The sequence below is a fragment of the Antribacter sp. NEAU-D49 genome, from assembly GCF_057158775.1.
The window spans coordinates 1-14,769 of record NZ_JBXTSN010000006.1; the positions used below are offsets into that span (position 1 = coordinate 1).

Below are 14,769 nucleotides of genomic sequence, written 5' to 3' on the forward strand. Positions count from 1 at the left end.
CCAGCAGACTACTGGGTCGATAGGCCGGACGTGGAAACGGGGACGAAAGACCCGTGCAGCTGACCGGTACTAATCAGCCGACAACTTCACAACACCCTTAAACAACATGCTACGCGTCCACTGTGTGGTTCCCGAGAAACGGGCACCACCCCCCAACCCCCACCCCTTGACCGGGGCGGGAACCCGGGGGGCAGCCCTGACAACTCGATAACGTTACGGCGGTCATAGCGTAGGGGAAACGCCCGGTCCCATTCCGAACCCGGAAGCTCAGCCCTACAGCGCCGATGGTACTGCCCTGGAGACGGGGTGGGAGAGTAGGACGCCGCCGGACACCCTTCACATCAAGACCCGCACCCACGTGGTGCGGGTCTTGATGCATTTCCGCACTAGTTCACCACGGACGTCACACCCCATGACCGCTGGGCGCACCGCCTTCGCGAGCCCCGGCGTGGGAGAATGGACCCGTATCTGCCGTCGAAGGGAACACCGTGAACGATTCGCCCCGTGAGCAGGGCAAGGAGCGCGAGGGCGAGCGCTCGTCCGAGGGTTACAACCGCGCGTCACGTGGGGGTGACGCCCGTCGTGACGGTGGTTTCCGCCGAGATGGCGCGCCCCGACAGGACGGCCGCGGTGGTGACCGTCCGGCGCGTCCCTACGGCGACCGTTCCGAGCGTCCCGCACGTTCCTACGGTGATCGTCCTCAGGGCTCCGGTGAGCGTCGCACCTACGGTGACCGCCCGGCCGGCGGTTCTGGTGAGCGTCGCACCTACGGTGACCGTCCGGCCGGCGGTTCTGGTGAGCGTCGTTCTTACGGCGACCGTCCGCAGCGTGACGGCGACCGTCCCGCACGTTCGTACGGTGACCGCCCGGCCGGCGGTTCCGGTGAGCGTCGCACCTACGGTGACCGTCCGCAGCGTGATGGTGACCGTCCGGCTCGGTCGTACGGTGACCGCCCCACGGGCGGTTCTGGTGAGCGTCGTTCTTACGGTGACCGTCCGCAGCGTGATGGTGACCGTCCGGCTCGGTCGTACGGTGACCGCCCCACGGGCGGTTCTGGTGAGCGTCGTTCTTACGGCGATCGTCCGCAGCGTGATGGTGACCGTCCGGCTCGGTCGTACGGTGACCGCCCGACCGGCGGTTCTGGTGAGCGTCGCACCTACGGTGACCGTCCGCAGCGTGATGGTGACCGTCCGGCTCGGTCGTACGGTGACCGCCCGACCGGCGGTTCTGGTGAGCGTCGCACCTACGGTGACCGTCCCACTGGCGGTTCTGGTGAGCGTCGTTCTTACGGCGATCGTCCGCAGCGTGATGGCGACCGTCCCGCACGTTCGTACGGTGACCGCCCGACCGGCGGTTCTGGTGAGCGTCGTCCCTACGGTGACCGCCCTCAGCGTGACGGCGACCGTCCCGCACGTTCGTACGGTGACCGCCCGACCGGCGGTTCTGGTGAGCGTCGTCCCTACGGTGACCGCCCTCAGCGTGACGGCGACCGTCCGGCCCGTTCGTACGGAGACCGGCCCCAGGGCTCCGGCGAGCGTCGGTTCGACGACCGGGGCGGCGATCGTCCGGCGCGTCCCTTCGGTGACCGTCCTCAGGGTGGTGGCGGTAGCGACCGTCGCTTCGAGGACCGGATTCCTCGCGCCGGCAACCGTTCTGAGCGTCGGGCGTCGGGCGAGCGTCCGCAGTCGAGCGGGGAGCGCCGCTCGTTCGGTGACCGCCCCACAGGCGGCGCCGAGCGTCGTCCGTACGGCGACCGGCCCCAACGCGACGGCGCGGCAGCTCGTCCGCGGCGCGAGGACGACCGTCCCGTGCGCTCGTTCGGTGACCGCCCCCAACGCGACGACGACCGGTCGTTCGAGGACCGTCCGCGTCCTGTCGACGAGCGTGCCTCGGAGCGCGTGCACGAGCCGGAGATCGCCGAGGACGCGTCGTTCAGCGACCTCGACAAGGAGGTCCGCGGACGCCTGCGCGGTCTGAGCAAGGACAACGCGGAGCAGGTGGGCCTTCACCTGGTGATGGCCGGCCGACTTCTCGATGTGAACCCTGAGCTTGCCTATGAGCACGCCCAGGCGGCCGTCCGCCGTGGCGGCCGTGTCGACATCGTGCGTGAGGCGGCCGGTCTCGCCGCCTACCGCACCGGCCGGTACGCCGAGGCGCTGCGCGAGCTGCGTACGGTGCGCCGTCTCAACGGCTCGTCCGAGCACCTGCCGCTCATGGCCGATGCAGAGCGTGGTCTCGGCCGTCCGGAGCGCGCGATCGCGCTTGCCGCCTCGGACGAGGCGTCCACGCTGGACGCCGTCGGGCGGACGGAGCTCGCGATCGTCGTCAGCGGTGCGCGCACCGACCTCGGTGAGCACGACGCGGCCCTCGCGGTCCTGGACAAGATTCCCGCGAGCGAGGCGCAGGGCGATCTCGGCCTCCGGGTTCTGCAGGCTCGGGCCGTCGCGCTCGAGGCGGCCGGACGAGGCGACGAGGCAGCTGCTCTCCTCGCCACCGTCTCGCCGAAGGACCTCGAGCGTGCCATCGGCGCTACGGCTCCCGACGAGGAGGTCGTCGTCTACGACGTGTACGACGAGGCCGCCGACCTGGGCGATGAAGAGGACGACTCGGACGAGCCTGAAGAGGACGACGAGGACGCGGCCGACTCCGCTGACTCGGCCGACTCCGCCGACTCGGCCGACGAGACGGACGACGTCGACCCGGAGGACGACTCCGACCCCGAGCCCACGGCTGAGCCGACCACGCACGACAAGGGTGACCAGCCCGGCGTCGGGCAGGACGATGACGCCGAGGTGACGACGGACGAGGACACGAAGGACGCCCCCGGGGCGTCCGCGTGACCGCCGGTCTTCTCGCGAGCGCTGTCCCGCTCGCCGAGGCCTTCGACCTGGCGCTCGTGGATCTCGACGGGGTGGCCTACAAGGGCCATCTGCCGATCGAGCACGCGGCCGCCGGGCTGTCGGCCGCGCGCGAGCGGGGCATGCGTCTGGTCTTCGTGACGAACAACGCCTCGCGCGAGCCGGAGGACGTCGCGGGTCAGCTGAGCGAGCTCGACATTCCGACCGTCCCGGACGAGGTCATGACCGCGGCCCAGGCGTGTGCGGCCCTGCTGCGCACGCGGCTGGAGCCCGGGGCGAAGGTCCTGGTGGTAGGTGGTAAGGGCCTCGTGACGGCAGTGACCGCCGCGGGCTTCGAGGTCGTGACGTCGGCGGACGACAAGCCTGTCGCCGTGGCCCAGGGCTACTCGCCCGACCTCGGCTGGGTCCAGCTCGCCGAGGCCGCCTACGCGGTGCAGCGCGGGGCGTGGCACGTGGCGAGCAACCTCGACCTATCGCTGCCGACGGCGCGGGGGTTCGCACCGGGCAACGGCTCCCTCGTGGGGGCCGTCGTCGCGGCCACGGGCGTCCAGCCCTCGAGCGCTGGCAAGCCGTCGCCCACGATGTACCACCTCGCGGTGGAGCGGGCCGGCGCTGAGCGTCCGCTCGTCATCGGCGACCGGCTCGACACGGACCTCGCCGGCGCCCGGGAGGGCGGCTATCCCGGCCTGCACGTGCTGACCGGGGTGTCGACGGCGCGTGACGCGGTGCTCGCCGAGCCGGGCCTGCGGCCCACGTTCCTCGCGGCGGACCTGCGGGCGCTCCTGGAGCCGCACCCCGCGCCCGTCCTCGACGACGGCTGGTGGGTCTGCGGCGAGGCGGCTGCGCAGGTGTCCGACGGCGGACTCCGGCTGGGTGGTCGGCCCGCCGCGGGTGCGGTTGCCGCAGGCGGGCACGGCACCGGCATCGACCTGGTCCGGGCTGCCTGCGCGGCGGCGTGGGCCGCGGTCGACGCGGGCGACCCGCTCGACCCCGCGACCGTGCCGGAGCTGACGGCCTGAGGTCACCGGGCACCCTGCCGACGTCCGGCTCGGTGTCGGTGGCGGCGGGTACGGTGTGAGCGGGCATCCGCCCGTGCAGGACGAACCGGAGGTGACGATGACGCAGGAGACTCCTGGGGCGGTGACGCCCTCGGTGCTGGCCCGCGCCGCCGGGGCTGCCCCGCAGGCGGGACCGCAGGTTGCCCCGCAGGTGGGCCCCGAGGCCGGTGCCGCCGACCCCGAGGCCGCGGTGCGCGATGCTCTCGGGCTGCTCGACGGCCTCGAGGACGTGCCTCCGGCCGACCATGTGGCCCGCTTCGAGGCGGTCCATGACGCGCTGCGTGCGCAGCTGAGCGGCGACTCCGGACGGTGAACCTCGTGACAGGAACGACAGGCGACGCCTCGTCGGGCGCTACGGCGCGCGTCGACGCGGAGCTGGTGCGCCGTGGCCTCGCCCGGTCGCGCAAGCATGCGGCGGAGCTGGTCGCGGCGGGACTCGTCGTCGCGGACGGGCGAGCGGTGACCAAGCCGTCCGTCGCCGTACCGACGGCAGCGGTGATCGACGTCGCGGGCGGCGAGTTCTCGGAGTTCGAGTACGCGTCCCGCGCCGGCCTCAAGCTCGCGGGCGCTCTCGACGCGCTGTCCGTAGCCGAGGTCCCGCTCACGATCGAGGGCTCGTGGTCCCTGGACCTGGGAGCCTCCACCGGCGGGTTCACGGACGTGCTGCTCCGCCGCGGCGCGGAGCACGTGGTCGCGATCGACGTGGGCCACGACCAGATCGTGCCGCAGCTGCGCGAGGACCCGCGGGTCACCGTGGTCGAGGGCTTCAACGTGCGCGACCTGGGCCCGGAGCACCTCGACCGGGTCCCGGACGTCATCGTCGCGGACCTGTCGTTCATCTCGCTCGTCAAGGTGCTGCCTGCGGTCGTCGGGGTCTCCGGGCCGCGCACGCAGGCGCTTCTGCTGGTCAAGCCGCAGTTCGAGGTGGGGCGCGAGCGGCTCGGCTCGGGCGGTGTCGTCCGTGACCCGGCCCTGCGCCACGACGCGGTCCAGGTGGTGGCACGGGCCGCCGAGGGCGTGGGCCTCCGCGTCCGCGCGGTCGTGCCCAGCCCGCTCCCGGGACCGCACGGCAACCGGGAGTTCTTCCTCTGGCTCACCCCCGGCGAGAGCGCACCCGTCGCCGACGCCGTGCTGGACGCCGCGATCGCTGAGGCCGTGGCATGGGACCCGGACCCTGCGACCACCCAGGGCACGGACCGGGCCGGCGAGTCCGCCCCCGGCGAGTCCGCCCACGGCGAGACCGCAGCGGCGGGCGGGCCGCCGCCCACGCCGCCGGCCGTCGTCGTGCAGCCGGACGGAGCGACCTCGTGAGCCGCCGCGTCCTCATCGTCACGCACGGCGGGCGGCCGCAGGCCGTCGTCGCCCTGCACGAGGCGGTCAAGGAGCTGACGTCGGCGGGCTTCGACGTGACGCTGCACGACGACGACCTGGCCGAGGACTTCGGCAACCACATGTCGGCCGCGCGGGCCCGTGAGGGCGTGACCGACGCCGAGGTGGTCATGGTGCTGGGCGGCGACGGCACGATCCTGCGCGCCGCGGAGCTCACGCGCGGCACCGACGTGCCGCTTCTCGGCGTCAACCTGGGGCACGTGGGGTTCCTCGCGGAGTCGGAGCGGGAGGACCTGCACCTCGCGGTCCGGCGTCTCGCGGACCGCGACTACGCGGTCGAGGAGCGCGCCGTCGTCGACGTGTCGGTGTATCTCCCCGGCCAGGACGAGCCTGTGACCGGCTGGGCGCTCAACGAAGCCACCGTCGAGAAGGCTCGGCGTGAGCGGATGCTCGAGGTCGTCGTCGGGGTGGACGGGCGGCCCTTGTCGTCCTTCGGGTGCGACGGAGTGGTGATGTCGACGGCGACAGGTTCCACGGCGCACGCTTTCTCCGCCGGAGGGCCGGTGATGTGGCCCGACGTCGATGCCGTGCTGCTCGTGCCGCTGTCGGCGCACGCGCTCTTCGCGCGGCCGCTGGTCATCGGGCCGCGGTCGACGTTCACGGTAGAGATCCGGGAGCACAGCGCGGCGTCGGGGGTGCTGACGTGCGACGGGCGGCGCAGCATCGACCTGCCGCCGGGCTCGCGGGTCGTGGTGCGACGGGGGGACGTGCCGCTGCGGCTGGCGCGCCTCTCGACGGCGCCGTTCACGGACCGGCTCGTGTCCAAGTTCAGCCTTCCGGTCACGGGCTGGCGCGACCGGCTCCCCGAGGCGGTACGGTCTGAGCCACGCGGCGTGCCCGTGCCCGGTGCGGCACACGGCGACGAGACGAAGGAGTGAGGTGCTCGAGGAGATCGCGATCGAGAACCTGGGCGTCATCCGTTCGGCCCGGGTCCCGCTGTCCGACGGTCTGACCGTCATCACGGGTGAGACCGGTGCGGGCAAGACGATGGTGCTCACAGGCCTGAACCTGCTCATGGGCGGCAAGGCCGACCCTCGCTCGGTGCGGCCTGGTGCCGCGGGCGCGGCCGTCGAGGGCCGGGTCCGGGTCGCCGGGCGCAGCGAGGTGCTGGAACGCGTCGAGGAGGCCGGTGGCGAGGTCGAGGACGACGGCACCGTCGTGATCCTGCGGACCGTCGCCGACGGCAGGTCGCGCGCGCACCTCGGTGGGCGCAGCGTGCCGCAGGGGGTGCTGGCCGACATGGCCGACGACCTGTTCACGGTGCACGGCCAGTCCGACCAGCTGCGGCTGCGCACGCCCGCGAAGCAGCGTGAGGCCCTCGACACGTTCGCCGGGCCCGACCACCAGCGCGCGCTCGAGCAGTATCGCGCGGCGTGGTCCGAGCGCAGCGGCCTCCTCGCCGAGATCGCCGACCTCACGACGAAGAGCGCCGAGCGCGCCCGCGAGGTGGAGCTGCTGCGGATCGGGCTGGACGAGATCGAGCGCGTCGACCCCCAGACCGGCGAGGACGTGGAGCTGGCGGCGGTCGTGGAGCGGCTGTCGAACGCCGAGGCGCTCCGGATGGCGGCGCAGGAGGCGCACGAGGCTGTCGCGGGGGAGGACGCCGACGGCTCCCGCGAGAACGCGATCGCGCTCGTCGAGCGGGCCCGCCGTGCGCTCGACGCGGCGGCGCACTCCGACCCGGCGCTGGGCGCCCTCGCGGTGCGCTTCGCGGAGGTGGGCTACCTGCTGTCCGACGTCGCGACGGACGTTGCGGCGTACGTGGACGACCTGCAGGCCGACCCCGCCGCCCTCGAGGCGGCGCACCAGCGGCTCGCGGCGCTCAACGGCCTCACCCGCAGCTACGGCGACACCATCGACGAGGTGCTGCAGTGGGCGAGCGACGCCGGCCTGCGCCTCCTCGACCTGGACGACGGCGGCGACCGGCTCCGCTCCATGACCGAGCGCACGCAGGAGCTCGACGCCGAGCTCGCCCGGCTGGGGGAGGTCCTCTCGCGAGGACGCACGCAGGCGGCGTCCGCGCTCGCTGCCGCCGTGACCGAGGAGCTGCACGGCCTGGCGATGGGCGGCGCGCACCTCGTGGTGACGGTCGAGGCGGCCGAGAACCTCGGGCCGTTCGGCGCCGACCAGGTGACGTTCCTGCTGGTGCCGCACCCGGGCGCACCGGAGCGACCGCTGGGCAAGGGCGCCTCCGGCGGTGAGCTCTCGCGCGTCATGCTCGCGCTCGAGGTGGCGCTGGCGACGGCGGCCAACGACCGCAGCGGAGGCGCCCGGCAGGGGGCCGACAGCGGCGACGGCGCGGTGGCTCTCCGGCGCACGTTCGTGTTCGACGAGGTCGACGCGGGCGTGGGCGGGCGGGCCGCCGTCGAGGTGGGCCGCAGGCTCGCGACCCTGGGCCGCAGCACGCAGGTGGTCGTCGTCACGCACCTGGCGCAGGTCGCGGCGTTCGCCGACGCGCACGTCGTGGTGACGAAGTCGACCGACGGCGGGGCCGAGGAGGCGGACGGGATGATCACCGTGACCGGCGTGCGGCAGGTCACGGGTGACGAGCGCGTGCGCGAGCTGGCGCGGATGCTGTCGGGCCAGGAGAACTCCGAGACGGCCCGGCAGCATGCTCTCGAGCTCATCGAGTCCTCTGTCGTGGGACGATAGGTCCCGATGAAGCTGACCCTGTCACGTCCTGAACGACGCAGCGAGCGGCGGGTCGACCCGGAGGAGTCCGCGTCGACCACGCGCGGCCCGGCGCGCGTCGGTGCCCGCACCAAGGAGCTGACGGCGCGGCTGCGTCCGGGGGACGTCGCGGTCATCGACCACGTCGACATCGACCGGGTGGCCGCCGACGCGCTCGTGGCCGCCCAGCCCGTCGCGGTGCTCAACGCCGCCCGCTCCACCTCCGGCCGCTACCCGAACACGGGACCGGGGATCCTCGTCGAGGCCGGGATCGTCCTCGTGGACGACCTGGGCCCGGGGATCATGTCGGTGCCCGACGGCACGCAGCTGGAGATCTCCGAGGCCGAGGTGCTCGTGGACGGCGAGCCGCTCGCCAGCGGCGAGCTGCAGACCGCCGAGTCGGTCGCCGCGAGCGCTGCGGCGGCCCGCGAGGGCCTGTCGGCCGAGATCGAGCGGTTCGCCGAGAACACCATGACGTACCTGCGCCGTGAGCGGGACCTCCTCCTCGACGGCGTGGGCGTGCCCGACATCCGCACGTCGATCGCGGGCCGGCACGTGCTGATCGTGGTGCGCGGCTATCACTACCGTGAGGACCTGGCCATGCTCCGGTCCTACATCAAGGAGAACCGGCCGGTCCTCATCGGGGTGGACGGCGGCGCCGACGCGATCATCGACGCGGGCTGGAAGCCCGACATGATCGTGGGCGACATGGACTCCGTGTCGGACCGGGCGCTGTCGAGCGGGGCCGAGATCGTGGTCCACGCGTACCGCGACGGCAAGGCGCCGGGCCTCGAGCGGGTCCGCGCGCTCGGCGTCGAGCCGGTGGTCTTCCCGGCGACCGGCACGAGCGAGGACATCACGATGCTGCTGGCCGACGACAAGGGTGCTGAGCTCATCGTCGCCGTCGGCACCCACGCGACGCTGGTCGAGTTCCTCGACAAGGGTCGCGCCGGCATGGCCTCGACGTTCCTCACGCGCCTGCGCGTGGGCGGCAAGCTCGTGGATGCCAAGGGCGTCTCGCGGCTGTACCGGACACGCATCTCGAACTGGCAGCTGACGCTGCTGTCGCTCGCGGGCCTCGCCGCCGTCCTGGCGGCCCTGTGGTCCTCGTCCCTGGGTCAGACGGTGTTCGGCATCGTCGCCGCCCGCTTCGACGACCTGGTCTCCTGGGTCGGCTCGCTCTTCGGCGGCTAGCGCCGCCCCGACCCTGTCCGAACCGTCCCCGCCGCACGTATCGTCGGCGCACGCCCCCGAAGGACTCCCGCCCCTCGTGATCGACTTCCGGTACCACCTCGTCTCGCTCATCTCGGTGTTCCTCGCGCTGGCCGTGGGCATCATCCTCGGCGCAGGACCTCTCCAGGGGTCCATCGGCGAGCTCGCCGAGGAGCAGGTGGACCAGCTGAGGGACGAGCGCAACGCCTACCGGGACCAGCTCGAGGCCGCCCAGGAGCAGCTCGACGAGGACGACCGGTTCGTGGAGGCGGCCGGGTCGCAGCTCCTCGCCGGCCGCCTGGAGGACCAGCGGGTGGCGGTGCTGGAGCTCGGCGAGGTGAGCGACGAGGTGCACGACGGTGTCGTGGACCAGATCGTCGCAGCCGGCGGCACGGTCGTCGCGGACGGGACCCTCACCGAGACCTGGTACAGCGTCGAGGAGGCGTCGATGCGCCGCACGCTCGCCGCGGGGTTCCGGGAGGCGTTCGGGGAGGGGGTGCCGGACGGCACCACACCTCCGCTCGCAGCGGCCCTCGCGGTCGCGCTGACGGGCGGTACGGACGCCGCGCGCAGCGAGGAGGCCACCGACCTGGAGATCCAGCTCGAGCAGATGAAGCTTCTCGAGGTCGGGACCGAGCAGACGGAGCGCGCGGACGCCGTCGTGCTGCTGGCGGCGCCGGTGCCGGAGCCGGAGCCGGCGGTGGAGACCACCGACGAGGACGCGGAGACGCCCACGTCGGTGTGGACCAGCGTCGCCACGACGCTGCAGGGCCGTGGCGCGCCCGTGGTGCTCGCGGGTCCGGCGGAGGTCGCGACCGACGTGGTGGCGTCCGTGCGTGCCGACGAGGCGGTCGCGGAGATGGTCACCACGGTGAGCGGCGTCGACCGGACGGTGGGTCGCATCACGGTCCCGCTGGCAGTCGCCGCCCGGCTCGGCGGGGTCGCCGGCCACTACGGGCTGGAGGACGGCGGGAACGCCCTGCCGCCCGTGGTGGAGCTCCCGGCCGACGGGCAGACGCCCCCCTCGGGCGACGCAGGCTGAGGCGCGACGCAGGCTGAACCGGCGGGCCGCAGGCCCGGGGCGACGGAAGGGGACACGCGTGGGCGTGGTCAGGTTCATCGCGGCGGCTGGCGTCGCCGCCGGGGTCACCGTGGTGGCGCGGCGCGCGCTGGACGCGGTCGCGGGCGACGGCGCGCGCTGGACGCGCACCAACCACCGGGGCGAGCCCATCAGCCTGCTCGAGGGTCCCGCCGTCGCTGCCGGGCTCCTCGCCGGGTCGCTGGCGGCGGGCGGTCCCGCACCCGGGGCCACGGCGCTCGGCACGGTGAGCGCTGCGGTGTTCGGCGTGGTCGACGACCTCGCGGAGGACACGACGGTCCGGACCAAGGGCCTGCGTGGACATCTCGGCGCGCTGGCGCAGGGCCGGGTCACGACGGGCGCCCTGAAGGTCGTCGGGATCCCGGCGACCGCGCTGGTCGCGGCGGCCGTGGGCACCCCGCGGCGGGGCGGGGCCTTCGGCCACCTGGTCGACGTGGGTGTCAACGGCGCCCTGATCGCCGGGACCGCGAACCTTCTCAACCTGTTCGACCTCCGTCCGGGGCGGGCCCTCAAGGCCGGCGTGGTGGCGAGCCTGCCGCTCGCTCTGGGTCCCACCGGGGCGGGGACCGGCGCGGTGCTGGGGGCCGCGGTGGCCGCCGCCCCCGGAGACCTCGGGGAGCGGGACATGCTGGGCGACGGCGGAGCGAACGCCCTGGGCGCCCTCGTGGGCAGCCAGGTGGCCTTCGGCGCGCCCCGTGCGGTGCGCCTCGCCGCCCTGGCGGGCGTCGTCGGCCTCACGCTCGCGTCGGAGCGCGTCAGCTTCTCGAAGGTGATCGCCGAGACGCCGTGGCTGAGCAAGGCCGACCAGTGGGGTCGCCGGCCGGTGCCGCCGCCCGCGGTGCCCGACGACGACGCGGCCGCCTCGGGCACGGACCACACCGGCACGGTGGTCGCCGCGGCCGCGGACCCGGGCCCGAAGAGCTGACGGTGGGAGCCTCACGCCGCACCCAGACGCTCGTAGGGGCGGCGCTGCTCGTCACGGTCGTGACCCTCGCGAGCCGGGTGGTGGGCTTCGGCCGGTGGCTGGCTCAGGGTGCGTTCCTGGGCACCGGCGGGGTGGACGCTCCGTTCAACAGCGCCAACCTGCTGCCGAACGTGCTGTTCGAGGTCGCTGCGGGCGGCGCGCTCGCCGGGGCCGTGGTGCCGCTGCTGGCCGGCCCGCTGAGCCGGGCGGCGTTCACGGCGGAGGGGACCGAGCAGTCGCGCCAGGACGCGTCGCGCACCGCGTCCGCGCTCCTGGGCTGGACCCTCGTGGTGCTGGTGCCGCTGGCGGCGCTGCTCGCCCTCCTGGCGCGACCGGTGGTCGGCCTGCTCGGCCTGCACGACCCGCTCCTGGAGGACGTGGCGGCGGGCTTCCTCCGGGTGTTCGCCGTGCAGGTGCCGCTCTACGGGGTGGCCGTGGTGCTCGGCGGGGTGCTGCAGGCGCACAAGCGGTTCTTCTGGCCGGCGTTCGCCCCGCTGCTGTCCAGCCTGGTGGTCATCGCCGTGTACGGCGGCTTCAGCCTGCTCGCGGACGGCGACGCCCAGGACGTCGCCCGCCTGAGCGGCGCCGCGCTGGACTGGCTCGCCTGGGGCACGACGGCGGGAGTCGCGTTCCTCGCGCTCCCGCTCGTGATCCCGGTACGGCGCACCGGGATCCGGCTGCGGCCCACGCTCCGCTTCCCGGCGGGGGAGGGGCGCCGGGCCGCACGGCTGGCGTTCGCCGGTGTGGGGGCCCTCATGGCACAGCAGCTCTCCGCGCTGCTCGTGATGCGGGCCGCCAACCTCGCCGGGCCGGAGGGTACCTTCACGATCTACCTCTACGCCCAGCAGGTGTACCTGCTGCCGTTTGCCGTGCTGGCGTTCCCCATCGCGACGAGCGCCTTTCCCCGCTTCGCGGAGCACGCCGCCGCGCGCCGCCTGGACGCCCTGCGCGACCTGGTCGCGAGCACCACGCGGACGCTCCTCCTCGTGGTGGCGGCCGGTGTCGCAGCGCTGGTCGCCGCCGCGCCGGCGGTCGAGTCCGTGTTCGACCTCGTGGTCGACGGCAGCGACGCCCCCGGCCTCGCGGCAGGGCTCACCTGGCTCGCCCCGGGCCTCGTCGGCTACGCGCTGATCCTGCACCTGTCGCGCGCGCTGTACGTCGTCGACCACGGGCGTGCCGCGGTCGCCGCGACGGCCGCGGGGTGGGCCGTCGTGGCGCTCGGTGCGGTCCTGGTGCCCGTGGTCCTCGGTACGGCGGACCCGGAGCCCGGGTCTGCCGCGTTCGCCGACCGGGTGCCGGAGGTCCTGGCCGCGCTCGGTGCGGTAGGGACGGCGGGGATGGTCGTGGCGGGGGCCGGGCTGCTCCTGGCGGTCCGGCGCCACCTGGGACCCGTCGCCCTGCGCGGTACCCCGCGCGCGCTGGCCGGGCTTGCCGTCGCCGTCGCCGCCGGGGCCGTCCTGGGTCGCGTCGTCGCCGACGGGCTCGGGTCCCACGTGCCGCGGTCGGGCGCCCAGGTTCCCGGCCCGCCTTCCGAGGTGCCCTTCGACCTGGGGGCCTTCGGCGGTGCGGTCGGTACAGGCCTCCTGGCGGGCCTTCTCGCGGCGGCGGTCGTCCTCGTCGTGGCTGCCCTGCTGGACCGGGACCTGCGTGCCCGGGTGAGCTCCGGCGTCGGGCGGGTCATGGCACGTGCCCGGCGAGGAGCGGCCCGGTAGCCGCCCCGAGCGGCACGCCGAGCCCACGTAGCGCACACTGGCGGGTGACGTAGGTCGCTGCCCGGAACCTGCCGTGTGCTTGTTCCCACAGCGCCGGTGCGCTGCAACTCGGTTAGGATGGAGTTCCGTGGTCGATCACCAGAACAGACTCCAGTCTCGCTCCCAGACACGCGGCGGCTCCTCGCCGACCAAGCACATCTTCGTCACCGGGGGTGTCGCGTCGTCTCTGGGTAAGGGTCTGACGGCATCCTCGCTCGGGCGCCTCCTGCGCTCCCGCGGCCTCCGGGTCACCATGCAGAAGCTCGACCCGTACCTCAACGTGGACCCGGGCACCATGAACCCGTTCCAGCACGGCGAGGTCTTCGTCACCGAGGACGGTGCCGAGACGGACCTGGACATCGGCCACTACGAGCGGTTCCTCGACGTGGAGCTCCCGGCGTCGTCGAACGTCACCACGGGCCAGGTCTACTCGCAGGTCATCGCGAAGGAGCGCCGCGGCGAGTACCTGGGCGACACGGTGCAGGTGATCCCCCACATCACGGACGAGATCAAGTCGCGCATGCGCGCCGAGGCCGGCGACGACGTGGACGTGATCATCACCGAGATCGGCGGCACGGTGGGCGACATCGAGTCGCAGCCGTTCCTCGAGTCCGCGCGTCAGGTGCGGCACGAGCTGGGCCGCGACAACGTCTTCTTCCTCCACGTGTCCCTCGTGCCGTACATCGGCCCGTCGGGCGAGCTGAAGACCAAGCCGACGCAGCACTCCGTGGCCGCGCTCCGCTCGATCGGCATCCAGCCCGACGCGATCGTGCTCCGCGCGGACCGTGAGGTCCCGGAGCCCGTCAAGCGCAAGATCGCACTCATGTGCGACGTCGACAACGAGGCCGTCGTCAACGCCGTCGACGCGCCGAGCATCTACGACATCCCGCGCGTGCTGCACTCCGAGGGCCTGGACGCCTACGTGGTGCGCCGCCTCGGGGTGCCGTTCCACGACGTGGACTGGGACGGCTGGGCGCAGCTCCTCGAGCGCGTGCACGAGCCCGAGCACAACGTCGAGGTCGCGCTCGTCGGCAAGTACATCGACCTCCCCGACGCGTACCTGTCGGTCACCGAGGCGCTGCGCGCCGGCGGTTTCGCGAACGACACCAAGGTCGCGATCCGCTGGGTCGCCGCCGACGACTGCAAGACCCCCGAGGGCGCCCAGCGCTCCCTGGAGGGCGTGGACGCGGTGCTCGTGCCCGGCGGCTTCGGCGTGCGCGGCATCGACGGCAAGGTCGGCGCGCTGCGCTGGTCCCGCGAGAACCTGGTGCCGACGCTCGGCATCTGCCTCGGCCTGCAGTCCATGGTGATCGAGTACGCGCGCAACGTGCTGGGCTGGGTGGACGCCTCGTCCACCGAGTTCCACCCCGAGTCGGAGCACCCGGTCGTGGCCACCATGGCCGAGCAGCTCGCGATCGTGGGCGGCGAGGGCGACCTCGGCGGCACCATGCGGCTCGGCTCGTACGAGGCCCAGCTGGCTCCCGGTTCCGTGGCGGCCAAGACCTACGGGACCGAGCGCGTCTCCGAGCGGCACCGTCACCGCTACGAGGTGAACAACTCCTTCCGGCCCGCGCTCGAGGAGGCCGGCCTGGTCATCTCCGGCACGTCGCCCGACTCGTCCCTCGTGGAGTTCGTCGAGCTCCCGGCCGAGACGCACCCGTACTACGTGTCGACGCAGGCGCACCCCGAGTTCAAGTCGCGCCCCACGCGTGCGCACCCGCTGTTCGCGGGCCTCATCGCGGCCGCTCTCGAGCGCCAGGCCGCCTGA

12 protein-coding genes and 1 rRNA gene are annotated in these 14,769 nt (G+C 73.6%); 12 read left to right on the plus strand and 1 reads right to left on the minus strand.

The features are described 5' to 3' along the window. Positions 1-214: 214 nt before the first annotated feature. Positions 215-331, plus strand: a 5S ribosomal RNA gene (gene rrf, locus AC060K_RS06735). A 229-nt stretch (positions 332-560) separates the two neighbouring features. Here the strand turns inward: rrf and AC060K_RS06740 are convergent. Continuing rightward, positions 561-1,904, minus strand: a complete 1,344-nt coding sequence (locus tag AC060K_RS06740; RefSeq protein WP_483764656.1) for a hypothetical protein — start codon at positions 1,902-1,904, stop codon at positions 561-563. Between AC060K_RS06740 and AC060K_RS06745 the strand changes: the two genes are divergently transcribed. From AC060K_RS06745 to AC060K_RS06795, 11 genes are all read left to right on the plus strand, one after another. After that, complete coding sequence (locus AC060K_RS06745; RefSeq protein ID WP_483764657.1) at positions 1,899-2,840, plus strand: hypothetical protein; 942 nt, start codon at positions 1,899-1,901, stop codon at positions 2,838-2,840. The genes AC060K_RS06740 and AC060K_RS06745 overlap by 6 nt on opposite strands. After that, complete coding sequence (locus AC060K_RS06750) at positions 2,837-3,877, plus strand: HAD-IIA family hydrolase (protein WP_483764658.1); 1,041 nt, start codon at positions 2,837-2,839, stop codon at positions 3,875-3,877. Before AC060K_RS06745 ends, AC060K_RS06750 begins: the two co-directional genes overlap by 4 nt. Positions 3,878-3,950: 73 nt before the next feature. After that, positions 3,951-4,229, plus strand: coding sequence for a hypothetical protein (locus AC060K_RS06755; RefSeq protein WP_483764659.1), 279 nt, complete (start codon positions 3,951-3,953; stop codon positions 4,227-4,229). A 5-nt stretch (positions 4,230-4,234) separates the two neighbouring features. Further along, positions 4,235-5,227: a TlyA family RNA methyltransferase gene (locus AC060K_RS06760; RefSeq protein WP_483764660.1), complete on the plus strand. Its 993-nt coding sequence runs from the start codon at positions 4,235-4,237 to the stop codon at positions 5,225-5,227. Continuing rightward, positions 5,224-6,183: an NAD kinase gene (locus AC060K_RS06765; RefSeq protein WP_483764661.1), complete on the plus strand. Its 960-nt coding sequence runs from the start codon at positions 5,224-5,226 to the stop codon at positions 6,181-6,183. Before AC060K_RS06760 ends, AC060K_RS06765 begins: the two co-directional genes overlap by 4 nt. Position 6,184: 1 nt before the next feature. Continuing rightward, positions 6,185-7,957 (plus strand): DNA repair protein RecN, encoded by a 1,773-nt coding sequence (gene recN / locus AC060K_RS06770; RefSeq protein WP_483764662.1) that lies wholly within the window; start codon positions 6,185-6,187, stop codon positions 7,955-7,957. A gap of 6 nt (positions 7,958-7,963) precedes the next feature. Beyond that, positions 7,964-9,169 (plus strand): putative cytokinetic ring protein SteA, encoded by a 1,206-nt coding sequence (gene steA / locus AC060K_RS06775; protein WP_483764663.1) that lies wholly within the window; start codon positions 7,964-7,966, stop codon positions 9,167-9,169. 76 nt (positions 9,170-9,245) lie between these two features. Next, positions 9,246-10,229, plus strand: coding sequence for a copper transporter (locus AC060K_RS06780; RefSeq protein WP_483764664.1), 984 nt, complete (start codon positions 9,246-9,248; stop codon positions 10,227-10,229). 58 nt (positions 10,230-10,287) lie between these two features. After that, a complete protein-coding gene (locus AC060K_RS06785) occupies positions 10,288-11,211 on the plus strand; it encodes a hypothetical protein (protein WP_483764665.1) in 924 nt (307 codons plus the stop codon). Positions 11,212-11,213: 2 nt separating this feature from the next. Next, positions 11,214-12,962, plus strand: coding sequence for a murein biosynthesis integral membrane protein MurJ (murJ, locus tag AC060K_RS06790; RefSeq protein ID WP_483764666.1), 1,749 nt, complete (start codon positions 11,214-11,216; stop codon positions 12,960-12,962). A 127-nt stretch (positions 12,963-13,089) separates the two neighbouring features. Next, complete coding sequence (locus AC060K_RS06795; protein WP_483764667.1) at positions 13,090-14,769, plus strand: CTP synthase; 1,680 nt, start codon at positions 13,090-13,092, stop codon at positions 14,767-14,769.

What these genes read in the sequence shown, in the direction of transcription:
- steA (WP_483764663.1), top strand. Translation starts at nt 7,964, where the DNA reads ATGAAGCTGACCCTGTCACGTCCTGAACGACGCAGCGAGCGGCGGGTC.